This is a genomic window from Sphingopyxis sp. (assembly GCF_040216815.1).
In the GTDB taxonomy this organism is placed as follows: Bacteria; Pseudomonadota; Alphaproteobacteria; order Sphingomonadales; family Sphingomonadaceae; genus Sphingopyxis.
On record NZ_JAVJOJ010000001.1, the window covers coordinates 510,193 to 531,946 of the forward strand.

21 protein-coding genes and 1 tRNA gene are annotated in these 21,754 nt (G+C 65.8%); 16 read left to right on the forward strand and 6 right to left on the reverse strand.

From position 1 onward, the window contains the following. Positions 1–16: 16 nt before the first annotated feature. Complete coding sequence (locus RIA72_RS02485) at positions 17–730, reverse strand: hypothetical protein (RefSeq protein ID WP_350030774.1); 714 nt, start codon at positions 728–730, stop codon at positions 17–19. A gap of 281 nt (positions 731–1,011) precedes the next feature. On the opposite strand from RIA72_RS02485, the gene RIA72_RS02490 reads away from it, so the two are divergent. From RIA72_RS02490 to holA, 4 genes are all read left to right on the forward strand, one after another. Beyond that, positions 1,012–1,473: a DUF3576 domain-containing protein gene (locus RIA72_RS02490; protein WP_350030775.1), complete on the forward strand. Its 462-nt coding sequence runs from the start codon at positions 1,012–1,014 to the stop codon at positions 1,471–1,473. A 53-nt stretch (positions 1,474–1,526) separates the two neighbouring features. Continuing rightward, positions 1,527–4,076 (forward strand): leucine--tRNA ligase, encoded by a 2,550-nt coding sequence (gene leuS / locus RIA72_RS02495; protein ID WP_350030776.1) that lies wholly within the window; start codon positions 1,527–1,529, stop codon positions 4,074–4,076. Positions 4,077–4,208: 132 nt separating this feature from the next. Next, positions 4,209–4,751, forward strand: coding sequence for an LPS assembly lipoprotein LptE (gene lptE, locus RIA72_RS02500; RefSeq protein WP_350030811.1), 543 nt, complete (start codon positions 4,209–4,211; stop codon positions 4,749–4,751). Continuing rightward, complete coding sequence (holA, locus tag RIA72_RS02505; RefSeq protein WP_350030777.1) at positions 4,748–5,779, forward strand: DNA polymerase III subunit delta; 1,032 nt, start codon at positions 4,748–4,750, stop codon at positions 5,777–5,779. The genes lptE and holA overlap by 4 nt, the downstream gene beginning before the upstream one ends. 39 nt (positions 5,780–5,818) lie before the next feature. On the opposite strand, the gene RIA72_RS02510 is transcribed toward holA, so the two are convergent. Continuing rightward, entirely contained in the window at positions 5,819–6,307 is a 489-nt protein-coding gene (locus RIA72_RS02510; RefSeq protein ID WP_350030778.1) for a flavodoxin family protein, read from the reverse strand. A 205-nt stretch (positions 6,308–6,512) separates the two neighbouring features. Here RIA72_RS02510 and RIA72_RS02515 point away from each other — a divergent pair, with 205 nt between their 5' ends. The 5 genes from RIA72_RS02515 to RIA72_RS02535 all read left to right on the forward strand — a co-directional run bounded on the left by RIA72_RS02515 (position 6,513) and on the right by RIA72_RS02535 (position 12,472). After that, positions 6,513–8,474: an alkyl/aryl-sulfatase gene (locus RIA72_RS02515; RefSeq protein ID WP_350030779.1), complete on the forward strand. Its 1,962-nt coding sequence runs from the start codon at positions 6,513–6,515 to the stop codon at positions 8,472–8,474. Between the two features lie 25 nt (positions 8,475–8,499). Continuing rightward, entirely contained in the window at positions 8,500–9,030 is a 531-nt protein-coding gene (locus tag RIA72_RS02520; RefSeq protein WP_350030780.1) for a PH domain-containing protein, read from the forward strand. Continuing rightward, positions 9,027–10,541 (forward strand): PH domain-containing protein, encoded by a 1,515-nt coding sequence (locus RIA72_RS02525; protein ID WP_350030781.1) that lies wholly within the window; start codon positions 9,027–9,029, stop codon positions 10,539–10,541. The genes RIA72_RS02520 and RIA72_RS02525 overlap by 4 nt, the downstream gene beginning before the upstream one ends. Then, the gene (recJ, locus tag RIA72_RS02530; protein WP_350030782.1) at positions 10,538–12,304 is read left to right on the forward strand and encodes a single-stranded-DNA-specific exonuclease RecJ; all 1,767 of its coding nucleotides are present in this window, start codon (positions 10,538–10,540) and stop codon (positions 12,302–12,304) included. The genes RIA72_RS02525 and recJ overlap by 4 nt, the downstream gene beginning before the upstream one ends. Before the next feature lie 92 nt (positions 12,305–12,396). Further along, positions 12,397–12,472 (forward strand) — tRNA-Glu (locus RIA72_RS02535). Positions 12,473–12,772: 300 nt separating this feature from the next. Here the strand turns inward: RIA72_RS02535 and RIA72_RS02540 are convergent. Together RIA72_RS02540 and RIA72_RS02545 are read right to left on the reverse strand one after the other, a co-directional pair. After that, entirely contained in the window at positions 12,773–13,507 is a 735-nt protein-coding gene (locus RIA72_RS02540) for a GGDEF domain-containing protein (RefSeq protein WP_350030783.1), read from the reverse strand. 577 nt (positions 13,508–14,084) lie between these two features. Continuing rightward, positions 14,085–14,447 carry a response regulator gene (locus RIA72_RS02545; protein ID WP_350030784.1) on the reverse strand — a complete coding sequence of 121 codons (363 nt, stop codon included), beginning with the start codon at positions 14,445–14,447 and terminating at the stop codon, positions 14,085–14,087. A gap of 87 nt (positions 14,448–14,534) precedes the next feature. Between RIA72_RS02545 and RIA72_RS02550 the strand changes: the two genes are divergently transcribed. From RIA72_RS02550 to RIA72_RS02565, 4 genes are read left to right on the forward strand one after another with little or no spacing between them, the layout of a single operon-like run. Next, positions 14,535–14,798, forward strand: coding sequence for a DUF3572 domain-containing protein (locus RIA72_RS02550; protein WP_350030785.1), 264 nt, complete (start codon positions 14,535–14,537; stop codon positions 14,796–14,798). Continuing rightward, entirely contained in the window at positions 14,795–15,436 is a 642-nt protein-coding gene (locus tag RIA72_RS02555) for an HAD family hydrolase (protein WP_350030786.1), read from the forward strand. Before RIA72_RS02550 ends, RIA72_RS02555 begins: the two co-directional genes overlap by 4 nt. A 22-nt stretch (positions 15,437–15,458) precedes the next feature. After that, positions 15,459–15,923, forward strand: coding sequence for a RidA family protein (locus RIA72_RS02560; RefSeq protein ID WP_350030787.1), 465 nt, complete (start codon positions 15,459–15,461; stop codon positions 15,921–15,923). A gap of 3 nt (positions 15,924–15,926) precedes the next feature. Beyond that, the gene (locus RIA72_RS02565; RefSeq protein ID WP_350030788.1) at positions 15,927–17,078 is read left to right on the forward strand and encodes a GNAT family N-acetyltransferase; all 1,152 of its coding nucleotides are present in this window, start codon (positions 15,927–15,929) and stop codon (positions 17,076–17,078) included. Here the strand turns inward: RIA72_RS02565 and RIA72_RS02570 are convergent. Beyond that, positions 17,075–17,389, reverse strand: coding sequence for a hypothetical protein (locus tag RIA72_RS02570; RefSeq protein WP_350030789.1), 315 nt, complete (start codon positions 17,387–17,389; stop codon positions 17,075–17,077). The genes RIA72_RS02565 and RIA72_RS02570 overlap by 4 nt on opposite strands. A gap of 142 nt (positions 17,390–17,531) precedes the next feature. After that, complete coding sequence (gene panC / locus RIA72_RS02575) at positions 17,532–18,371, reverse strand: pantoate--beta-alanine ligase (protein ID WP_350030790.1); 840 nt, start codon at positions 18,369–18,371, stop codon at positions 17,532–17,534. An 87-nt stretch (positions 18,372–18,458) separates the two neighbouring features. On the opposite strand from panC, the gene RIA72_RS02580 reads away from it, so the two are divergent. The 3 genes from RIA72_RS02580 to lptB all read left to right on the forward strand — a co-directional run bounded on the left by RIA72_RS02580 (position 18,459) and on the right by lptB (position 21,630). After that, a complete protein-coding gene (locus RIA72_RS02580; RefSeq protein ID WP_350030791.1) occupies positions 18,459–19,280 on the forward strand; it encodes a division plane positioning ATPase MipZ in 822 nt (273 codons plus the stop codon). 35 nt (positions 19,281–19,315) lie between these two features. After that, the gene (gene pgmG / locus RIA72_RS02585; RefSeq protein ID WP_350030792.1) at positions 19,316–20,698 is read left to right on the forward strand and encodes a phosphoglucomutase/phosphomannomutase PgmG; all 1,383 of its coding nucleotides are present in this window, start codon (positions 19,316–19,318) and stop codon (positions 20,696–20,698) included. Between the two features lie 116 nt (positions 20,699–20,814). Continuing rightward, positions 20,815–21,630, forward strand: coding sequence for an LPS export ABC transporter ATP-binding protein (gene lptB, locus RIA72_RS02590; RefSeq protein ID WP_350030793.1), 816 nt, complete (start codon positions 20,815–20,817; stop codon positions 21,628–21,630). Positions 21,631–21,754: the final 124 nt, after the last annotated feature.

Consider the following 21,754-nt stretch of genomic DNA (forward strand, 5'->3'; position numbering starts at 1 on the left):
CGAATAGCGATGCGCCCTAGAAGCGGAAGGCGGTTCCGACATAGACCGCCTGGCTGTCGCGCCGCGAATCGGTCAGCGGCTCGAAGCGGTCGTCGGCCTTGTACCGCACCCCCGCGGTGACATCGATGTTCTTCGTCAGGCGATAGCTGGTGACGACATCGACGGCGGACGCTTCGCCGGGAGCGGTGACGCGATCGGTCGCACCGCTCGGGTCGCTGGGGCGGTTGACCATGCGCGTGGCGAAGCGCGACTTTTTCTCGGCCTGTTCGGGCGCCTTGGCGACCGGCAGGTTGCGAAGATCGGTACCGCGCGGCAGCGACGGCGTGACGAATTTTTCAAATCCGACCGACGCGCCGAGATCATATTTCACCGGAGCGATCGCGACCGGCGCCGTGCGTCCCGCCGCCAGCCCCGCCGTGCGCGCCGCGCTCGACGTCTCGTCGCGCGCGCGGATCACGACGGTGATCGCGCGGTTCTTGCGCCCCTCGTCGGTCAGCGCGGGCGTGAAGCTGAAATTGCGGCGCTGTTCGGCCGACATCTTGTTATAGCGCGCGATCAGCCGTTCGTCGCCCGACGCCGGGGTAAACTGGCCGAGCAGCGTTTCCGACAGAGCGGTGTCACGCAGCCGGTCGCTGCTCGACATCGCGGCAAGCGCGGGCGGAAGCGCAAGCGAACCCACCGCCAAAGCGGTGAGCCCTGCTTTCCAAAAATGTCGCGGTGCGCGCGCCATTGTTCTGCGACTCCAACCCCAATCGACTCGTCAGATAGGCCTGTTGACGCAACATTTCCAGTGATTCGGGTCATATTATCGTGGCGCGAGGGCATTTCGCCAAAAATTGTTGCGCATTCGTCACACCATAGGCGTCGGCTGACCCCAGGCTGAACGGCGGCGAGGCGCAAATTGCCGTGCTTGCCGGACGGCGGCAAGGGCGATAGAGACGCTGACAATTCCCTAATGCACGGGCGGTCCTCCGGACCTTCCCCGTGCCCAAGCGACAAGGTGTATTCGGCATGTTCCAGCTTTCCGTCCCCGCCAGCCCCGGCCGCCGCGCGGCTTCGCTTGCGCTGATCGGGCTTGCGGCGCTCGGCCTTGCGGCCTGTGCGAACAAGGACCGGCCGCGCGCCGACCTTGCCGCCAGTCAGGTGACGACCATCGGCGTGAACAGCTATTTGTGGCGCGCCTCGCTCGATGCGCTGTCCTTCATGCCCTTGCTCCAGGCCGATTCGTCGGGCGGCGTCGTGATCACCGACTGGTATGCAAACCCGTCGAACCCCGGCGAGCGAATGAAGGTCACGGTGTCGATTCTCGACCAGGACCTGCGCGCCGATGCGCTGCGCGTCGCGGCGTCGCGCCAGGTTGCGCAGGGCGGCACCTGGGTCGATGCGCCGGTGCAGGCGGCGACGGTGCAGAAGCTCGAGGAAATCATTCTCACGCGCGCGCGCGACCTGCGCCGCTCGGCCATCCGGGATTAATTCGCGGCGCGCCACGCGCGCTCGCCCAGACAGACTAACGGGGTAATCGACTCATGACCCGCGAAACGCGCTTCGGCGCCCTCGCCGCCGACGCTCGCTGGCAAAAGGCGTGGGAGGCGGCGAACAGCTTTGCCACGACCGACAGCATCGACAAGCCGAAGGCCTATATCCTCGAGATGTTCCCCTATCCGTCGGGGCGCATCCATATGGGACACGTTCGCAACTATGCGATGGGCGACGTGCTCGCACGCTTCAAGCGGATGACCGGGCACGACGTGCTGCATCCGATGGGCTGGGACGCATTCGGTATGCCGGCCGAAAACGCCGCGATGGAAAAGGGTGTCCACCCGGGCGGCTGGACGCACGCCAACATCGACGCCATGCGAGCGCAGTTGAAGCGCCTCGGCCTCGCGATCGACTGGAGCCGCGAACTCGCAACCTGCGACGCCGATTATTATGGGCAGGAACAGGCGCTGTTCCTCGACCTTCATGCCGCGGGCCTCGTCTATCGCAAGGAAAGCTACGTCAACTGGGACCCCGTCGACATGACCGTGCTTGCCAACGAGCAGGTGATCGACGGGCGCGGCTGGCGATCGGGCGCGCTGGTCGAAAAGAAGAAGCTGTCACAGTGGTTCCTCAAGATCACCGACTTTGCGGACGAACTGCTCGACGGGTTGGGCGGTCTCGACAAATGGCCCGACAAGGTGCGGCTGATGCAGGAAAACTGGATCGGCAAGTCGCAGGGGCTGGAATTTTCGTTCAAGCTCGCGGGCGGCGCTCCGGGTTTCGACGTCTTTACGACGCGCCCCGACACGCTCTACGGCGCGAGCTTTGCGGCGATTTCGCCTGATCATCCGCTGGCCGAGAAGCTGGCCAAGGATGCACCGCGCCTCGCCGCCTTCATCGAGGAATGCCGGCGACAGGGCACCGCCGCCGAACAGCTCGACACCGCCGAGAAGATGGGTTTCGACACCGGCCTGTCGGTCGAGCATCCGCTCGACCCCGACTGGCACCTGCCCGTGTGGGTCGTGAATTATGTGCTGATGGATTATGGCACCGGCGCGATTTTCGGCTGCCCCGCGCACGATCAGCGCGATCTCGATTTCGCGCATAAATATGAACTGCCGGTCCACCGCGTCATCGCCGACGGCGACGAGACAGCGCAGCATTTTGTGGGCGACGAGGCTTACACCGGCCCAGGCCGCCTCGTGAACAGCCATTTCCTGAACGGCATGAGCATCGACGACGCGAAAGCCGCGGTCATTGCGCGCGCCGAGCATGAAGGCTGGGGCAAGGGAACGACCGTCTGGCGGCTGCGCGACTGGGGCGTGTCGCGCCAGCGCTATTGGGGCACGCCGATCCCCTTCATCCACTGCGACGCGTGCGGCATGGTGCCGGTTCCCAAGGACCAGCTTCCCGTCGTGCTGCCCGAAGATGTCGATTTTTCGGTCCCCGGCAATCCGCTCGACCGCCATCCGACGTGGAAGCATGTCCAATGCCCGTCGTGCGGCGGCGCGGCGCGGCGCGAAACCGACACGCTCGACACCTTCGTCGATTCAAGCTGGTATTTCCTGCGCTTTGCCAGCGCACCCGCGGACAAACCCTTCGATCCCGAGGTCATCCGCCGCTGGCTGCCCGTCGACCAATATATCGGCGGCATCGAACATGCGATCCTTCACCTGCTCTACGCGCGCTTCTGGACGCGCGCGCTGAACAAGCTCGGCATGATCGACATCGAGGAGCCGTTCGCGAGCCTGTTCACACAGGGCATGGTGACGCACGAAACCTACAGCCGCGCGCAGGGCGCGGGTCTGCCGCCGATCTTCTTCACCCCCGACGAAATCACGCGGACTGCCGATGGCGCGACGCTGGAGGCCGATGGCGCACCGGTCGACATAGGCCGCGTGATCAAAATGTCGAAGTCGAAGAAGAATGTCGTCGATCCCGACGCCATCCTCGACCAATATGGCGCCGACGCAGCGCGCTGGTTCATGCTCTCCGACAGCCCGCCCGAGCGCGACCTGCCGTGGAGCGAGGCGGGGATCGAGGGTGCATGGCGTTTCGTCCAGCGCCTGTGGCGCATCTTTGGCGATACCGGGAATGCGGGTGACGGCGGCGAGGACAAGGCGTTGGCGCGGAAGCTGCACCAGGCGATCGCCGGGGTCGCCGCCGACATCGAGGCGCTCGGCTTCAACAAGGCGGTTGCCAAGATCCACGCGCTCGCGAACGAGATCGAAAAGGCGAAACCGTCGGCCACCCGCGCCGAGGCATGCCGCACGCTCATTCTGCTCGTCGCGCCGATGATGCCGCACCTTGCCGAAGAGGCGTGGGCGGCGCTGCCGGAGGGTCAGCGGACGACCGCAATGATAGCCGACGCCGCGTGGCCCACCGCTGACCCGGCGCTGCTCGTCGATGACGAGGTGACAATCGCGATTCAGATGGCGGGCAAGCTGCGCGATACGATGACGATCGCCAAGGGGCTCGACAGGCAAGCGACCGAAGCCGCAGCGCTCGCACGCCCGCGCATCGTCGAGCTGCTGGCGGGTGCGACGCCGAAGAAGGTGATTGTGGTGCCCGACCGTTTGGTGAATATCGTTCCCTGATGACGGCCGGGAGCGGAACCTTTCATTTCCGTTCGCGTCGAGCGAAGTCGAGACGTCCATCATTCGTGCTTGCCGTCGGGGTGTCTCGACTTCGCTCGACACGAACGGGGATAAGGGTCCATGTTGTTTATGATGCGTAACCTTCTCATCTCCTCGCTCGTCGCCGCTTCGCTGACCCTCGGCGGCTGCGGCCTGCGTCCGCTTTACGCTAGCGGCAGCAAGGGCGCGGTGGCTGAGGTTCTGGCCGACGTCGATGTCGCGCCGATCGAGGGGCATTCGGGCTGGCTCGTCCGCAACGCCCTGCGCGACCGGTTGCAGGCGACGCAGGGCGGCGCAGGTGCGGGCCAGCGGCTGCGGCTCGACGTCCGGCTCGAGGATTCGATCACAGGGTTCGGAGTCCGCGCCGACGATGCCGTGACGCGCGAACGCCGGACGCTCCGGGCACGTTACCAGCTCGTCGATGCCGCGACGGGCGAAGTGCTGCTCGACGCGACGGCCGCGCAGGACGCGGGTATCGACGTGGTTGGCAGCGAATATGCGACGATTGCGGCCGAAACGACCGCGCTCGAACGGCTTGCCTCGGGCGTCGCCGACCAGATCGTCGCGCGGCTCGCCGTCTATGCGAACCGCGGCGGCGGCCGCGCCGGTGACAGCGCCGCGCCCGGCGGGCCATGAAGAGCGTCAAGCCCGCCGACCTCGAACGCCAGACGCGACTCGACCCTGCGGTGCGTCTTGTCCTGCTGACCGGCCCCGACGAAGCGACGATGGGCGCGGTCGCGAATCACCTTGCCGGCCTTGCGGGCAAGGATGCCGAACGGCTCGACCTGACGGGCCCGCAGCTTTCGCAAGACCCCTCGCTGCTTGCCGCCGAGGCGGCGTCGATGTCGCTGTTCGCACCGACCCGGCTGATCCGCCTCGACCTTTCGGGCAGCGGCGACGACGGCCTTGCCGCGGTCGAGGCGCTGCTCGCCGCCGATACCGCGATCAACCCGGTGATCGCGACCGGCGCGTCGGTCACCGCGAAGTCGAAACTCGTCAAGCTGGTCGAGGGGTCGGACCATGCGGTCGCCGCCATTTGTTACCAGCCCGACCGCCGCGCGCTGGTCGGCATCGCCATGGCGGCGGCGCAGGAACAGGGGCTTCGCCTCGCCAACGCCGAGGCGCAATTGCTCGTCGACCTGGTATCGGGCGACCAGGCGCTGATGCGGCGCGAGATCGAAAAGATCGCGCTCTACCTCGACGCGGGCGCCGACCGCCAGCGGCAGGTGACGCCCGCCGACATCGCCGCTCTCGGCGCTGCGACGCACGAAGAGGATGTCAGCGCGTGCATCAACATCGCGTTGGGCGGCAAGGTACGCGACCTGCCCGATATGCTGGCGACTGCCGCTGCGGTCGGTGTTGCCGAAATCCGCATCATCCGCGCGCTGGCAATCCGCGCGATGCAGCTCGCACGGCTGCGCGCCGAGGTCGACGGCGGCGCGCACCCCGCCACGGTCGTGTCGGCGCGCAGCAGCGGCGTTTTCTGGAAGGAGCGCGACGCGGTGACGGCACAGCTCCACATCTGGGATTCGCTGCGCATCGCCCGGCTGATGAGCCGCCTGCTCGATTGCGAGCGCGCGCTGAAGGCGTCGGGAACCGCGGGCGGCGTATTGTTCCGCAAGCTGATGACCGACATCGCGCACCAGGCTGCGCGCGCGCGATAATTCTTCCCCCTATTTCGAGAGAAGTTGGGATTGGAGCAATCAGAAAATCCCCGCCGCCAGCCCCTCGGCGAGCGCGGCGCCAAGGTCACGCGCTTCGTCGAGGCGCTCCGGCGGAATCGTCTTGGGCGCGAGGATCGCCTCCGGCGTCTGCGCGTCGGTGTTGACGATGATGGGTTCGGCGACGCGTTTCAGCCGCCAGCCGGTCGCGATGCGGTCGAGCTGGCGCTGTGCGTTCTCGCCATCGGACCCCGCACAGATGATCGTCGCATATGGCCGCCCCTCCAGCTTTCCGAGGCAAGGGTAATAGGCGCGGTCGAACATCTCCTTCATCGCGCCCGACAGCGCGGCAAGATTTTCGGGACCGACGAACAAATAGCCCGCCGCGGCGAGCAGCATGTCGGGCGTCACATCGGCCGCGGCGACCCGTTGCGCCGCGTCGCCCGCCCCGTCGGCGGCAGCTTGGGCGAGCGCTTCGCTGCCCCCGGTGCGGCTGTGCCACGCGATCAGCAGGGGCCGTGCATCGTCCATTGCGCCTGCTTGCCAAGCACCGGCCCCAGGCGCAAGCCGACTTCAGCAAAAGCCGATGCCCGGACGCACGAGGACATCGCCGCGACATCAAATGACAAGCCCTTTGCAAACTGAAGCCGCGATATCGGTTAGACTGTCGCGAGTGCGCGCGGTGTCTGGCCCGTCGGCCGAGATCGCAAGACACGGGCCAGGGAGAGAAGATGCGATGAAACGGGCGTGGATGATGGCAGCGATCCTGCTGGGGGCGCACACAGCCGCAGCGCAGGACGAAGCGAGCGATGCGACGCGCGCGATGCAGACCGAACTGGCCAGGCGGCTGTCGCTCGACGACGAGAAGGATTTCGAAAACGCCGCGCGCGGCAAGATCGCCGAGATCAAGGACGGTCGAATCGTGACCCAAGACGGCAAAATCGTCTGGGACCGCGCCGCCTATGCCTTCATCGACGATGCGTCCGCGCCAGCGACGGTCAATCCGTCGCTATGGCGTCAGGCACGGCTCAACGCCGTCCACGGGCTGTTCGAGGTCGTCCCCGGCAAGGTCTGGCAGGTGCGCGGCTACGACATTTCGGTCATGACGATCATCCGCGGGCAATCGGGCTGGATCATCGTCGACCCGCTGTTGTCCGAAGAAACCGCCGCCGCGGCGTGGAAACTCTTTGCCGATACGGTCGCGGCGAAGGAACGCGTACGCCCGATCAAGGCCATCATCTTCAGCCACAGCCATAGCGACCATTTCGGCGGCGTCGGCGGCATCGTGACGCCCGAACAGGTGGCGCGCGAAAAAATCCGCATCATCGCACCGCACGGCTTTTCGGAAGAGGCGACGGCGGAAAATGTCCTTGCCGGCGCGGCGATGGGGCGGCGCGCGCTATATATGTTCGGCGCGATTTTGCCGCCGGGGCCGAAGGGACAGGTCGATACCGGGCTGGGGCCGAAACTGTCGTCGGGCACGATCGGCTATATGGAGCCCACCGAAACGGTCGGCGCGCGCGGCGGCACGCTCACCATCGACGGGCTGGCGTTCGACTTCCTCGACGCGGGCGGAACCGAAGCGCCATCGGAGTTTGTTTTCTACATTCCCGCCTTCAAGGCGCTGCACACCACCGAAGTCGTAACGCGCAACCTGCACAATATCCTGACTCTTCGCGGTGCGCAGGTCCGCGACGCGCTGCGCTGGTCGAAAGTGATCGATGCGATGCTGCTGAAATGGGGCGGTACGGCCGAGGTCGCGCTGGCATCGCACCATTGGCCGACATGGGGTGCGGACGAGGTGCGCGCGTTGCTCACGAACCAGCGCGACGCCTATCGCTATGTCCACGACCGCACGCTGTTCCTCGCGAACCGCGGCGCCACACTTCACGAGCTTGCTGACGCGACCGCCGAGGCGCCGGTGCAGGGCCGCGATTTTTCGACGCGCGGCTATTACGGCACGCTCAACCACGACATGAAGGCGGTCTATCAGCGCTATTTCGGCTGGTGGGACGGTAATCCCGCCAATTTCAATCCGCTGCCGCCCGAACAATCGGCGCCCAAATATGTCGCGCTCGCCGGCGGTGCGGACAAGCTCCTCGCGGCGGGGCGCGCGGCGATCGCATCGGGGGACTATCGCTGGGCGGCCGAACTGCTCAACAAGCTTGTCTTTGCCGAACCCGATAATCGGGCGGCGCGCGGCGCGCTGGCATCGGCTTATGACCAGCTCGGCTATCAGGCCGAATCGGGCGCGTGGCGCAATTATTACCTCGCCGCCGCGGCCAGCCTGCGCGGCAACGCCGTTCAGGCGGCAACGAGCAATGGGCAGAGCCGATCCTTCGTGAGCGCCATTCCGACCGCGGTTTTCTTCGACGCGCTTGCAACGCGCTTTGATGCCGCAAAAGGCGCAGCACTCAACGGCACGTTCCAGTTCCTACTTCCGGACAGCGAGGAAAGCGTAGCCGTCGTCGTCGGCGGCGGGGTCGAGTTTCCCCGCTATGGCGTAATCGACACTGCACCGACCGCGACGATCACCATCGACCGCAGGGCGCTCGACGATGTCATGCTGGGGCGGGCCCAGTTTCCCGCGCTGATGCAATCGGGGGCGATCCGTATCGACGGCGACCGAGCGGCCTTTCTGGCGTGGTTCGCGCTCCATCCGCCAGCCGACCCGCGCTTCAATATTGTTGTGCCTTAGCCGCAAGACCAGCTAACGAAGGCGCATGACCGACGCCCATGCCGCGCACCCGACCGATCCCTTCGATGCCGAAGCGCTCAACGCGGCCGAGGGGCTCGATCCGGTCGATCCGGCCTACGCAAAGGTGCTGCGCATCGCGACCGCGCTCAACCTGATCCCGCTGGCGATCGGCGCGAGCGTCTTTGACTATATGCTGATCCGGCATGTCGAGGGGCCTTATGGCCTGCTCACCGCGCTCGCCTGGCTCGGCGCGGTGGTCGCGATCGCCGCCTTCCCCTCGCGGCGCGTCGCGCGCTGGGGCTACCGGATCGGCGAAGGGCAGCTCCGCGTCGCGCGCGGCTGGCTGTTCCGCACCGACACCATCGTCCCCTTTGTCCGCGTCCAGCATATCGACGTCGGACAGGGGCCGATCGAACGCTGGTTCGGCCTGTCGCACCTGATCGTCCACACATCGGGAACGCACAACAGCACGGTCACGCTCCCCGGCCTGCACAGTGATCTCGCCGCGGCGATGCGCGAGACGATCCGCCGCCACATCCAGACCGATTTCGCATGATCGAGGCGACGACCGCGATTTCCGAGCCGCCCGAACAGGCGGACTGGCAGCGGCTGCACCCCGCGACGCTCGCGCTCGCCATCGCCGGGCTGGGGCCCAAATCGCTCAACCTCCTGCCCGCCGTCGCCGCACTGGGGTTTACCGGCAACTGGATGTGGATCGTTCCTGCGGTGCTGGCCTTTCTGCTTCTGTCACTCGTCGCCGCCTGGTTCCAATGGCTGCGCTTCCGCTTTCTGGTCGGCGAGGACGCGGTGGTGATCGAAAGCGGTGTCTTCGCACGCCAGCACCGCACCATTCCCTTCGACCGCATCCAGGACGTCAGCATCGAGCAGGGCCTCCTGGCGCGCGCGCTCGGCATCGCCAAGGTCGGGTTCGAAACGGGCGCGGGGGGCAAGGAGAATGACGCCGACCTCGACGCGATCGGCCTCGACGTCGCACAGGCGCTGCGTACGACGATCCGCGCGCATCGCAGCGATACGGTCGCAGCGCCCGCCGCCGGCGCGACGGAGGGCGCGGCTGCCGATGAGGACCGACTGCTTTTCGCGATGGGGCCGCGGCGCCTGCTCGTCGCCGGACTGTTCAATTTTTCGCTCGCCGCGCTCGCCGTCGTCGGCGCCGCGATGCAGTTTTTCGACGGGCTATTGCCGTTCGATTTCAACATCTTCAACCCCATGGACTGGGCCGATATTGCCGAGGATTATGGGCTCGACCAGTGGTTGCTGGCGCATCGCTGGATCGCCGGAATCGGTGCCGCAGTCTCGCTGCTGTTCATAGGCTTTGCGAGCGGGATTGTGACGATGCTGTTCGCCAATTGGAACTTCCGCCTGACGCGCGAGCCGCGCGCGCTCCGCCGCACGCGCGGCTTGACGACGCGCACCGACGTCGCGGTGCCGGTGCGGCGTGTGCAGGCCGCGATCCTGATCACCGGCTGGTTTCGCCGCCGCTTCGGTTGGCACGAGCTGAGACTTCAGAGCCTTGCGAGCGACGGCGAAAAGGAACGCGACCATCAGGTCGTCCCCTTCGGCCGCTTCGCCGAAATCGATCCCGTGCTGTCCGAAGTCGCGATCGCACGCGCCCAGGCGGACGCCGCCTGGCAGCGGAGCCACGGCATTGTCGCGCTCGGCGGACTTGTCGGCGCGGCCCTTGCCGCGACCGGCGGGCTGGTGGCCATCGCGCTGGGCCAGCCGCTCGGCGGGATCGGGGTCGCCGCGGGCGCGCTCCTCGCCGCCGCATCGCTGTTTGGCGCGCGCTTCCACCGCTGGGTCGATATGGGCGAACAGCTGGCGATCCGCCGCGGCTGGTGGACGCCGAAAACCACCCTGCTTCCGCACGCGTCGGTGCAGAGCGTCGACATCAAGACCGACTTCATCCAGCGCCCGCTCGGCCTCGCAACGCTGGTGTTCGGCGTGCCGGGGGGCAGCGCGCTCGCGGCGCACGAGATTCCGGCGATTCCGATGGCGACGGCACGCGAATTGCGCGCGCGCATCCTGGCCGCACGGAACCGGCGATGAGCGAGGTGGCATTGGGCATCACGCGTTCGATCGCCGGCCAGCCATGGCGCTGGCGCCGCGCGAGCGCCGACATGGCGGGCGACACTCTGGCGCCCGACGACCTCGTCACCCAATTGCTGCTCGCGCGTGGGGTGGAGCGCGCCGACCTCGACCGTCACCGCGCGCCGACCCTGCGCAGCTTCATGCCCGATCCGTCGATCTTTCGCGATATGGACGCCGCCGCCGCCCGCCTCGCCGATGCCGTCGAGCGCGGCGAGGCCGTGACGATCTTCGGCGATTACGATGTCGACGGCGCGACATCGGCGGCGCTGCTTGTTCGCCTGCTCCGCGCGCTCGGCCTGCCGGCGGGCGCCTATATCCCCGACCGTTTGATGGAAGGTTATGGCCCCTCGGGCGCCGCGCTGGTGAAGATCGGAGAGGCGGGATCGCGGCTGGTCGTCACCGTCGATTGCGGCGCGCAGGCGTTCGACGCCATTGCCGAGGCGAATGCCGCCGGGGTCGAGGTGATCGTCGTCGACCATCACCAATGCGCAACCACGCTGCCCGCCGCGCTCGCACTGGTGAACCCCAACCGGCTCGACGAAGCGCCCAATGCCGCGACCCACGGCAATCTCGCAGCGGTCGGCGTCGCCTTCCTGCTTGGCGCCGCGCTGCTCCGTACCTTGCGCACGCGGGGCTTCTTTGCGACGCGAAACGAACCGGCCCTGATCGAGCTGCTCGACCTCGTCGCGCTCGGCACCGTCGCCGACGTCGCGCGGCTGACCGGCTTCAACCGCGCGCTGGTGACACAGGGGCTGAAGGTGATGGCGCGCCGCGGCAATATCGGCCTGGCGGCGCTGATGGACGCCGCGCGGCTGACCAAGCCGCCAAGCGCCAGCGACATGGGCTTTGCGCTGGGGCCGCGGATCAACGCGGGCGGGCGCGTCGGCAAGTCGGACCTTGGCGTCCGCTTGCTCACCACCTGCGATCCGCAGGAGGCCGCCGACATTTCGCAAGAGCTCAATCGCCTGAACGAAGAGCGCCGCGCGATCGAGGCGGCGGTACTCGACGAGGCGCTCGAAGCCAGCGCGCGGTGCGGCAATGCGCCCGTCGCCATTGTCGCGGGTGCGGGCTGGCATCCCGGGGTGATCGGCATCGTCGCCGGGCGGCTCAAGGAACGCCTCCATCGCCCCGCGATCGTCATCGCGCTGGACGAGGACGGCATCGGCAAGGGGTCGGGACGGTCGATCAATGGCGTCGACCTGGGCGCCGCGATCCTCGCCGCAAAGGAAACGGGCCTGCTCGTCGCGGGCGGCGGCCACGCGATGGCGGCAGGGCTGACGGTCGACAAGGACAAGGTGGACGCGCTCGGCGCCTTTCTGAACGACCGCCTGGCCGCCGATGTCGAGCGGGCGAGCGGCGAACGCGCGCTGCTGATCGACGCGGTGCTCGCGCCGCGCGGCATTTCCCCCCTGTGGTGCGACGCGATCGAGAGCGCGGGTCCCTATGGCGCCGGGTGGCCCGCGCCGCGCGTCGCGACGGGGCCCGTGCGAATCGTCGAATCGGGGATCGTCGGCGCCGATCATGTCCGCCTTATCGTCGCGGGCGACGATGGCGCGCGATTCAAGGCAGTCGCGTTTCGGACCGCCGAGACCGAACTGGGGCAAACCCTCCTTGCCGCGCGCGGGCGCAAACTGTGGCTCGCCGGCCGTGCAAAGCGCGACGATTGGGGCAGCCGCCCCGCAGCCGAACTGCACCTGGAGGACGCCGCCTGGGCCGACTAGCGACAGACCGCGCAATTATTTTGCGCGGGCGGACGGCCCCACGCTTGACCGCGGGGGAAGGCGCGTCTAAGGCGCCGCATCACCGATCAGACGGCCCCTTCGTCTAGCGGTCTAGGACGTCGCCCTTTCACGGCGAAAACACGGGTTCGAGTCCCGTAGGGGTCACCAACATCCTCTCTCAGAGGGTGTCAAACAGCGTCATAAATGGCTGTTTTACCAGAATTTTTGCGATGTGGCGGTCTCATGGCGAGCCGCCGTATACCATTGCATACCAACAATCTGGTGGTCGATTTGATGGCGTGTCGCCGCTCCCGATTCGGGAGATGCCATCTGACAGCAGAAAGACGGCTCGATCTGACACGTCCGCGCCTCGCCTAATAACTGGAGATCGGGCATCGGCAGCACCGTCTCGACGCCGCCATTGAATCGATCGATCAGCCTCCGCGCAAGCAATAAAAGGACCCGACCCTAGTGCGACGCACTGCGTTCATAATGGATGTTGGGTGTCAGAGAATCAAACAGAATGGTCGGTCGTGGCGTACGTCGGGCTCCCCCGCATGATCTTGGAGCCGCCCCGAATTTCGCCTGCCCGATGTAAAGAGCTCCGCCTTTGGCCTTAGCCTTGTACATGAGAGCATCAGCTTGCCGAATCATATCGTCCAACGAGATGTCGCCGGGAGGGACCAGTAGCGCGCCGACGCTGCATCGAATACCGCCCCCAATTGAGCAGGGCACAGTATTCATCACGGCGTGCAGTCGAGTCGCGACGAAGGATGCTGATGCTTCATCCTTGACTGCCTTAAGAAGCACAAACTCGTCGCCGCCCATTCGGGCAAATATGTCATCCCGACCGATCGAGAGGCGGACTGCCCGCGCAAATCTCCGCAGGCATTCGTCGCCCGCCGCATGGCCACTGCTGTCATTGATTGCCTTGAAACCATCAAGATCGGCGAAAAGCAGAACGCGCCAGTCGCGTGCGCAATAGCTGACATCGCCAAATTCAAAAAAGGCCTGGCGGTTTAGCGCACCCGTCATTGGCTCAATTCGTGCGAGCCACCATTCGCGAATATAGGCGCCGCGCGCCGCCGCAATGGCAGACAAAACAATGGACATGGCAGCGAAACGCAGAGCGAAATCGAAGGAAAGCACAGAAGTGCCGTAGGGATAGAGCGTAGCACCGTTGATTATGAAGGTTAGCAACATGCAAAATATTCCGGCGCCATGACCGATTAACCAACCCAAGAGCCAAGTCGCTATACATAATATGAAAAGGTAAACTGGGCCAAACCAGATAGCAGAGCCGGTGAGAAGATCCGCAAGGGCTGCGATCGAAACCAGCGAAAAAAGGAGAGACCATGCAGCAAGGCGAGTGATGCGTAGCGTCGTATACGCCAGGCGCGATACGCTCGCGGAAATCGGGGACGGGGTCGGCCACATCATGACGCAAACTGCGCTGAGAAGGTTAAAACCCTATTATAGCGGAGGTGCTTTATCGACAGGCAACACTGTGCTTTGACCGTGTTGACGAAAGGCCTCAGCCGTAGCCGCATAGCGGCGAGATTGAGGAAGCTCTCGGTCGAAACAAGTGCCTTGTCGTATAGGACGGCGATGCGTCGTTGCCGTTTGAGCGCGCCGAACAAGCGCTCGATGCGATTTCGGTCCTTGCCGCGGCGATTGTCGGGATGCAACGGCACCTTACGCTTCGATTGCTGTATTGAAAACGCAACCGTAGGGGTCAGACGACCCGACGAATGGCAGGATCGCTCCCCCCATTTTGCGTCTAGGCAAACGCGCCGACGCTCTCGATGAACTTGATGACCGAAATCGGTTTTGAGACATAGGCTTCGGCCCCCGCGGCGCGGATCTGTTCCTCGTCGCCCTTGCCGGCATAGGCGGTCACGGCCATGATCGGCACCGTGCGCAGGGTCGGGTCGGCCTTCACCTGGCCGATCAGGTCGAGCCCCGACACATGCGGCAACTGGATGTCCATGATGATGAGGTCGGGCGACACCTCGCGCGCCTTTGCCAGCGCGTCGCGCCCGTCGCGTACCGGATGCGCGCTGTAGCCATGGGCGTTCAAAAGGTCGCAGAACAGACGCAGATTGAGTTCATTGTCCTCGACGACCAGGATGGTCTTGCCCATGCGCGTTCCGTTCCCCACCTTGCGTGCGCGGCCCGTTTAGGCGAATCGGGCCCGCGACACAATTGCATCGCGACGAAGGGATCGGGCGTGCTGGAAGACGACGCAGCGCTGGCGCTTCATGCGCTTGGCTGGATTTTGAGCGACGAACCGCGCGCCGAACGCCTGCTCGCGCTTACGGGCCTTTCGCCCGACGAATTGCGCGCCTCGCTGGGCGAACCGCCGACGCTTGCGGCGATCCTGTCCTTTCTCGCGCATCACGAAAACGACCTTGTCGCCTGCGCCGAAGCGTTGCAGGTGCCGCCTGCGAGCATCGCTGCCGCCGCCCAACGACTGGAAGGACCCCCTGCATGACCCGCCCGCTCGTCATCACCGATTGCGACGAGGTGCTGATGCACATGGTCGTGCCCTTTGCCGAATGGGTCGATGCCGAACATGGCGTGATCTTCCGCATCGAGGACGCAAGCTTTGCCAATGCGCTGAAGCGCAAGGAGTGCGGGACGCCGCTGGAGGCGGCAGAGGTGTGGCCGCTGCTCGACGGATTTTTCCGCAGCGAAATGACGCGGCAATATCCGATTCGCGGCGCCCTGGCGGCGATGGCGGCGATCGGCGCACAGGCCGACATCGTCGTGCTCACCAATGTCGGCCCCGAACACCAGCAGGCGCGCGTCGACCAGCTTGCCCTCCACGATTTTCACGCACCGGTGATCGGCAGCCGCGGCGGAAAGGGAGCGCCCGTGCGCCGCCTGATCGACGAATATCGTCCCTCGGTCGCGGTCTTCATCGACGATCTCGCCGGACATCACCAATCGGTTGCCGAGGAAGCGCCCGGCGTATGGCGGCTTCATCTGGTCGGCGAGCCCGCGATCGCGGACAAGATTGCACCCGCGAAATTCGCCCACGCACGGATCGACGATTGGAACGAGGCGCAGGGCTGGATATTGGCACGCCTCGCCGAGAACATCCCCGCTCCAGCGCCCGCGCTGACTTAACCCTTAACCAAGGAACGTCCCAATGGATATTGCCGCCAAAATCGCCGAGCTCGGCCTCACCCTCCCCAAAGCCGCCGCGCCGGTCGCGGCCTATGTGCCCGTCGTCGAGCATGGCGGGATGCTGTATGTCAGCGGGCAGCTGCCCTTTCGCGACGGCCAGGTCGTAACCGGCCGGCTGGGCGACGACATGGACGTACCGGCGGGGCAGGATGCCGCGCAGCGCGTGGCGTTGATGCTGGTCGCGCAGATCGGACAGGCGCTGGGCGGCGACTGGTCGCGGATCGAGCGCGTCGTCAAGCTCGGCGTGTTCGTCAACAGCGCACCCGGCTTCACCGATCAGGCAAAGGTCGCCAATGGCGCATCCGAATTGTTCGAAACATTGTTCGGCGAGGCCGGGCGTCACGCACGCGCCGCGGTGGGCGTCGCGGTGCTGCCGCTGGGCGCCGCGGTCGAGGCCGATGCGATCGTTGCGGTGAAGCCGGCGTAAAAGATGGCCGAGGCCGATCCAGCGGCGCGCACGATTTCGCTTGGAACGGGCGTCGCCGCGATCGACGCGGCGGCATGGGACAGGCTGCACGATGGAAGCAACCCCTTTGTCGGCCATGCCTTTCTGTCGCTGCTCGAGCAATCGGGCAGCGTCGGGCCCGGCACCGGATGGCAGGCCGCGCCGCTGATCGTCGAGGATGCGGCCGGGTCGCTTGTCGCCGCCGCGCCCGCCTATCTCAAATCGCATAGCCAGGGCGAATATGTTTTCGATCATGGCTGGGCCGATGCCTGGACGCGCGCGGGCGGCGACTATTATCCGAAGCTCCAGATCGCCGTGCCCTTTACCCCGGTGCCGGGACCGCGCCTGCTGGCGAAGAATGACGGCGACGCCACGCTGCTGCTGCGCGCGGCCGAGGCTGTCGTGCGCCAGAATCAGCTGTCGTCAGCGCACGCGACCTTTGTGGCGCCGGAGCAGATGCCGCTGTTCGAGGACGCGGGCTGGCTCGTGCGCCGCGATATCCAGTTTCATTTCGCGAACCGCGGCTATGCCAGTTTCGACGATTTCCTGGCGACGCTCAATTCGCAGAAGCGCAAACAATTGCGCAAGGAACGGCTGCGCGCCGTCGAGGGTCTGCGGGTCGAGGAGCTGACGGGCGGCGCCATCCGTCCCGAACATTGGGACGCGATGTGGCTTTTCTATCAGGACACCGGCGCGCGCAAATGGGGGCATCCCTATCTGACGCGCGAAGCGTTCGACCGGATGGGCGCGGCGATGGCGGACCAGATCGTCCTGCTCATCGCCTATGACGCGGGCGAACGTCCGGTGGCGGGCGCGCTCCACTTCCTGGGCGCCGACACCCTCTATGGCCGCTATTGGGGATGCCTGGCCGAAATCCCCTATCTGCATTTCGAGCTATGCTATTACCGGGCGATCGACATCGCGATCGAGCGCGGCCTGGCCCGCGTCGAGGCGGGCGCGCAGGGCGGGCACAAGCTGGCGCGCGGGTACGGCCCCGTCGCGACCTGGTCGGCGCATTTTATCGCCGACCCGGGCTTTCGCCGCGCAGTCGCGGATTTTCTGGCGCGCGAGCGTGCTGCCGAGGAAAGTGAAATGGAATGGCTGGAAGGGCATATGCCCTTCAAGCGGCAAGATTAGGCGGCGAAGCGCCGCGCGGCCGGGCGGCGGGCCGTTTCGTCGAGCCACGCGCGCGCCTGGCGCTGCGCCTCGGCGATTTCGCCCTGCGACATTTCGCTCGATACGTCGGCGCGGCATTGCTGGCTTTCGACATTGCCGCCAAGCGCCGCGAGATTGAACCATTTATGCGCCTGGACCAGGTCGACATCGACCCCGCCGGTGCCCGTCGAAAAGGCGATTCCAAGATCGAAATAGGCGCTGGCATCGCCGCGCGCCGCATCGAGCAGACGGCTTTCGATCAGATATTGGGCAGACTTCAGACTGTTCGCCATGATAACCCCCTTTGCCTCCACCCCACATGAAGGCTTCGGGGTCAAATCTTGCGGCTTATGGTCAACAAAATGTTAACGACGCCCGCGGTTTTTTGTGGATAAGACGTGACCGCCGCAGAAATCGGTGGCTTTTCGGGGTCGATCAACCCACCGGAAGATTGTCGATCAGGCGGGTCTTGCCCATCCGCGCCGCAGCGAGCAGTCGCGCCGGCGCGCGAAGGCTGGTGAGCCGTTCGAGGCTTTCGGCATCGGCAAGCGCGACATAGTCGACACTGTCGAAGCCGCCCTCGATGATCGCCCTCCCCGCCTTGGCGAGCGTCTCCCCAACGTCCGCGCCGCCAGCAATTGCTTTCGCCGCGGCGGTCAGCGCCGCCGGAAAGGCCGTCGCCGCCGCGCGCTGTTCGGCCGACAGATAGGCGTTGCGCGACGACAGCGCGAGGCCGTCGCTATCGCGCGCAATGGGAGCGCCCAATATGTCGATCGCGAAATCGAGGTCGCGCGCCATGCGGCGGATGATCGCGAGTTGCTGCCAGTCCTTTTCCCCGAAAATGGCGATGTCGGGACGGACCTGGTTGAACAGCTTGGCAACGACCGTCGCAACGCCATCGAAATGGCCGGGGCGCGCCGCGCCGCAATAATCGGCACCGAGTTCGGCGACCTCGATATGCGTGCTGTGCCCGCCCGGATACATTGTCGCGACGTCGGGCGCCCAGAGCAGGCTGGTGCCCTCTTCGACCAGCAGGGCCGCATCGCGCGCCTCGTCGCGGGGATAGGCGGCATAATCCTCGTTCGGTCCGAATTGCGTGGGATTGACGAAAATCGAGACGACAGCGTGGTCGGCGACGCGTTTCGCCAAGCGGACGAGCGAGAGATGGCCGTCGTGGAGCGACCCCATCGTGGGCACCAGCGCGACGCTCTTCCCACCCAGTTTCAGTGCCGTAACGGCACGGTGCAGCATCGCAATGTCACGGATGATTTGCACGGCTGGTCGCCCTCCGATATTGGCGCGACTATATCATTTCGCGCGTCGGCCGCCCATGCCGCGCCAACAGGAAAATCGCAACGCCCCATGACGAACTCTGCGACGACACCCGCACCGCACCGCATCATCTTTGCCAATGAAAAGGGCGGCACAGGCAAATCGACCTGCGCCGTGCATTTTGCGGTCGCGCTGGCGAGCCAGGGCTGGCGCGTCGCGGGGATCGACCTCGACCCGCGCCAGCGCACCTTTCATCGCTATCTGGAGAATCGCACCAACACCGCGCGGCGGCGCGAAATCGACCTGCCCACGCCGCTGTTCGAAGTGTTCGAGGGGTCGACGATCGAAGAACTTGATGCGCAAGTCGCGCGATTGTCGGAAGGGGCGGATTATTTCATCGCCGACACGCCGGGGCGCGACGATGTCTTTGCCCGCCACCTTGCGACGATCGCCGATACGCTTGTCACGCCGATCAACGACAGCTTCATCGATTTCGACCTGATCGGGCAGGTCGATCCCGAGACCTTTCAGGTGACGCGGCCGAGCTTTTATTCCGAACTGATCTGGGACACGCGCAAGGCGCGCGCCAAGAGCGACGGGCGGACGATCGACTGGATCATCCTGCGCAACCGCCTCCAGCATGTCGACGCGCACAATATGCGCCGCGTCGGCGAAGCGCTCAATCAACTGTCGCGACGCGTCGGCTTTCGCGTCATTCCGGGGCTCGGCGAACGCGTCATCTACCGCGAACTTTTCCCGGCAGGTCTCACTCTGCTCGACAAGGCGCATCTGGGCGGCATGGGGATCGGGCATGTCGTCGCACGGCAGGAACTGCGCGAAGCGATGGGCGGCCTCAACCTGCCTGCGCGCGAACGGCTCCACCCCGACGGCGACCTCTTCGCCGCCGCCTGACCCCTTCCCCATTCCTGAAAAGATCGAGATCCTGCATGACGCATATCTTCCATCCGACCCTGCTGCGCGAATATGACATCCGCGGCATTGTCGGCGACACGCTTTCGGACAGGGACGCCTATGCCATCGGGCGCAGCTTTGCGACGCTGATCCGGCGCGGCGGCGGCCGGCGCATCGCGGTCGGCTTTGACGGCCGGCTGTCGTCGCCGATGCTGGCCGAGGCACTGATGGCGGGGATCAATGCCGCGGGCATCGATGCGCTGAACGTCGGGCTGGGGCCGACGCCGATGCTGTATTACGCCGCGTCAACCCAGCAAGTGGACGGCGGCATACAGATAACCGGCAGCCACAATCCCCCCGACTATAATGGTTTCAAGATGGTGTTTCAGGGGCGTCCCTTCTTTGGCGCCGACATCCGGCGTATCGGCGAAATGGCTGCCGCGGGCGACTGGGAGGCGGGCGAAGGCACGATGGACAGCATCGACATCGTCGACGCCTATGTCGACCGGCTGGTCGAGGGCTTCGGCGGCGGCGCCTTCCGCATCGGCTGGGACGCGGGCAACGGCGCTGCCGGAACCGTCATCGAAAAGCTCACCGCGCGCCTTCCGGGCGAGCATCACCTGCTGTTTACCGACATTGACGGGCATTTTCCGAACCACCATCCCGATCCGACCGAGGAAAAGAACCTCGCCGACTTGAGGAAGCTCGTCGCCGAAAAGAGCCTCGATTTCGGCGTCGCTTTCGATGGAGACGGCGATCGCATCGGCGCGATCGACGGCGAGGGGCGGGTGATCTGGGGCGACCAGCTTTTGCAAATCTATGCCGCCGCGGTGCTGAAAGACCTGCCCGGCGCGACCGTCATCGCCGATGTGAAGGCGAGCCAGGCACTCTTCGACCGCGTCGCCGCGCTGGGCGGGGAACCACTCATGTGGAAGACCGGGCACAGCCTGATCAAGGCAAAGATGAAGGAAAGCGGCAGCCCGCTGGCGGGCGAGATGAGCGGCCACATCTTTTTCGCCGACCGCTATTACGGTTTTGACGATGCCCCTTATGCCGCGGTGCGGTTGATCGAGGCGGCGACGAAGCTCGGGCAGAGCGTCACCGCACTGCGCGGTGGCATGGCGCCGATGGTCAACACGCCCGAAATGCGCTTTCAGGTCGATGAGGTCCGGAAATTCGCCATTGTGGACGAAGTTCTGGACCGACTTTCCGCGTCGGGTGCGCGGGTCGACCGCACCGACGGCGCGCGCGTGATGACCGACGACGGCTGGTGGCTGCTGCGCGCCTCGAACACGCAAGACGTGCTCGTCGCGCGCGCCGAGGCAAAGGATGATGCGGCGTTGGCGCGGCTGCTCGCGGCGATCGACGACCAACTTGCCCAATCGGGCGTCGTTCGCGGACCGCAGGCGGGGCATTAGCCGCAGCGGGGCCACGCTGCGCCCGCTCCATATCCTTGCAATAAGCTTGCCAGATTGACCTTGGCGGCGTCGCTGGAGTATCGCGGCGGCCAAGCCAGACGGGAACCGATCGCTTTATGACCGACGAGGAATCGACAATCGCGCGGGCAGCCGACGATGATCATGGCGTCGCCGAGCATCGGGCGCACGCGCGCGAGGATGCCGCGACGGGCAACGGCCTGGCGGTGATCTCGATCGCCAAAAGCTATGACAAGCGCGTCGTGCTGTCCGACGTGTCGCTGTCGGTCGGCAAGGGCGAGGTGGTCGGGCTGTTGGGCCCCAATGGGGCCGGCAAGACGACCTGCTTCTATTCGATCATGGGGCTGGTGAAGCCCGATGCCGGGCGCATCATGCTCGACGGCGCCGACATCACCGCGCTGCCCATGTATCGCCGCTCGATCCTGGGTCTCGGTTATCTGCCGCAGGAAACCTCGATCTTTCGCGGCATGACGGTGGCACAGAATATCGAGGCGGTGCTCGAACTCGCCGAACCCGACAAGGTTGCGCGCGAGCGGCGGCTGGAGGAGCTGCTCGACGAATTCGGCCTCACGCGGCTGCGCGATGCCGCGGCGATGGCGCTGTCGGGCGGCGAACGCCGCCGTGCCGAGATCGCCCGCGCGCTCGCCGCCAACCCGTCGATCATCCTGCTCGATGAACCGTTCGCGGGCATCGACCCTCTGTCGATCAGCGACATTCGCGACCTCGTCGCCGATTTGAAGACGCGCGGCATCGGCGTGCTCATCACCGATCATAATGTCCGCGAGACGCTCGACCTCGTCGACCGCGCCTGCATCATCTATGATGGCAAGGTGCTGCTGGCCGGATCGCCCGCCGAACTCGTCGCCGATCCCGAAGTGCGCCGCCTGTATCTGGGCGAGGGCTTCTCGCTGTGAGGGGCGGGTGCTGTTCCGATGCCCATTGAACCGCTTTCCGTTTCCGTTCGTGTCGAGCGAAGTCGAGACACCCCGATTTTTCACAAGGCTTAGCGTGTCTCGACATAGCTCGACACCAACGGGG

What these genes read in the sequence shown, in the direction of transcription:
- RIA72_RS02485 (WP_350030774.1), bottom strand. Translation starts at nt 730, where the DNA reads ATGGCGCGCGCACCGCGACATTTTTGGAAAGCAGGGCTCACCGCTTTG.
- RIA72_RS02490 (WP_350030775.1), top strand. Translation starts at nt 1,012, where the DNA reads ATGTTCCAGCTTTCCGTCCCCGCCAGCCCCGGCCGCCGCGCGGCTTCG.
- leuS (WP_350030776.1), top strand. Translation starts at nt 1,527, where the DNA reads ATGACCCGCGAAACGCGCTTCGGCGCCCTCGCCGCCGACGCTCGCTGG.
- lptE (WP_350030811.1), top strand. Translation starts at nt 4,209, where the DNA reads ATGCGTAACCTTCTCATCTCCTCGCTCGTCGCCGCTTCGCTGACCCTC.
- holA (WP_350030777.1), top strand. Translation starts at nt 4,748, where the DNA reads ATGAAGAGCGTCAAGCCCGCCGACCTCGAACGCCAGACGCGACTCGAC.
- RIA72_RS02510 (WP_350030778.1), bottom strand. Translation starts at nt 6,307, where the DNA reads ATGGACGATGCACGGCCCCTGCTGATCGCGTGGCACAGCCGCACCGGG.
- RIA72_RS02515 (WP_350030779.1), top strand. Translation starts at nt 6,513, where the DNA reads ATGAAACGGGCGTGGATGATGGCAGCGATCCTGCTGGGGGCGCACACA.
- RIA72_RS02520 (WP_350030780.1), top strand. Translation starts at nt 8,500, where the DNA reads ATGACCGACGCCCATGCCGCGCACCCGACCGATCCCTTCGATGCCGAA.
- RIA72_RS02525 (WP_350030781.1), top strand. Translation starts at nt 9,027, where the DNA reads ATGATCGAGGCGACGACCGCGATTTCCGAGCCGCCCGAACAGGCGGAC.
- recJ (WP_350030782.1), top strand. Translation starts at nt 10,538, where the DNA reads ATGAGCGAGGTGGCATTGGGCATCACGCGTTCGATCGCCGGCCAGCCA.
- RIA72_RS02540 (WP_350030783.1), bottom strand. Translation starts at nt 13,507, where the DNA reads ATGTTGCTAACCTTCATAATCAACGGTGCTACGCTCTATCCCTACGGC.
- RIA72_RS02545 (WP_350030784.1), bottom strand. Translation starts at nt 14,447, where the DNA reads ATGGGCAAGACCATCCTGGTCGTCGAGGACAATGAACTCAATCTGCGT.
- RIA72_RS02555 (WP_350030786.1), top strand. Translation starts at nt 14,795, where the DNA reads ATGACCCGCCCGCTCGTCATCACCGATTGCGACGAGGTGCTGATGCAC.
- RIA72_RS02560 (WP_350030787.1), top strand. Translation starts at nt 15,459, where the DNA reads ATGGATATTGCCGCCAAAATCGCCGAGCTCGGCCTCACCCTCCCCAAA.
- RIA72_RS02565 (WP_350030788.1), top strand. Translation starts at nt 15,927, where the DNA reads ATGGCCGAGGCCGATCCAGCGGCGCGCACGATTTCGCTTGGAACGGGC.
- RIA72_RS02570 (WP_350030789.1), bottom strand. Translation starts at nt 17,389, where the DNA reads ATGGCGAACAGTCTGAAGTCTGCCCAATATCTGATCGAAAGCCGTCTG.
- RIA72_RS02580 (WP_350030791.1), top strand. Translation starts at nt 18,459, where the DNA reads ATGACGAACTCTGCGACGACACCCGCACCGCACCGCATCATCTTTGCC.
- pgmG (WP_350030792.1), top strand. Translation starts at nt 19,316, where the DNA reads ATGACGCATATCTTCCATCCGACCCTGCTGCGCGAATATGACATCCGC.
- lptB (WP_350030793.1), top strand. Translation starts at nt 20,815, where the DNA reads ATGACCGACGAGGAATCGACAATCGCGCGGGCAGCCGACGATGATCAT.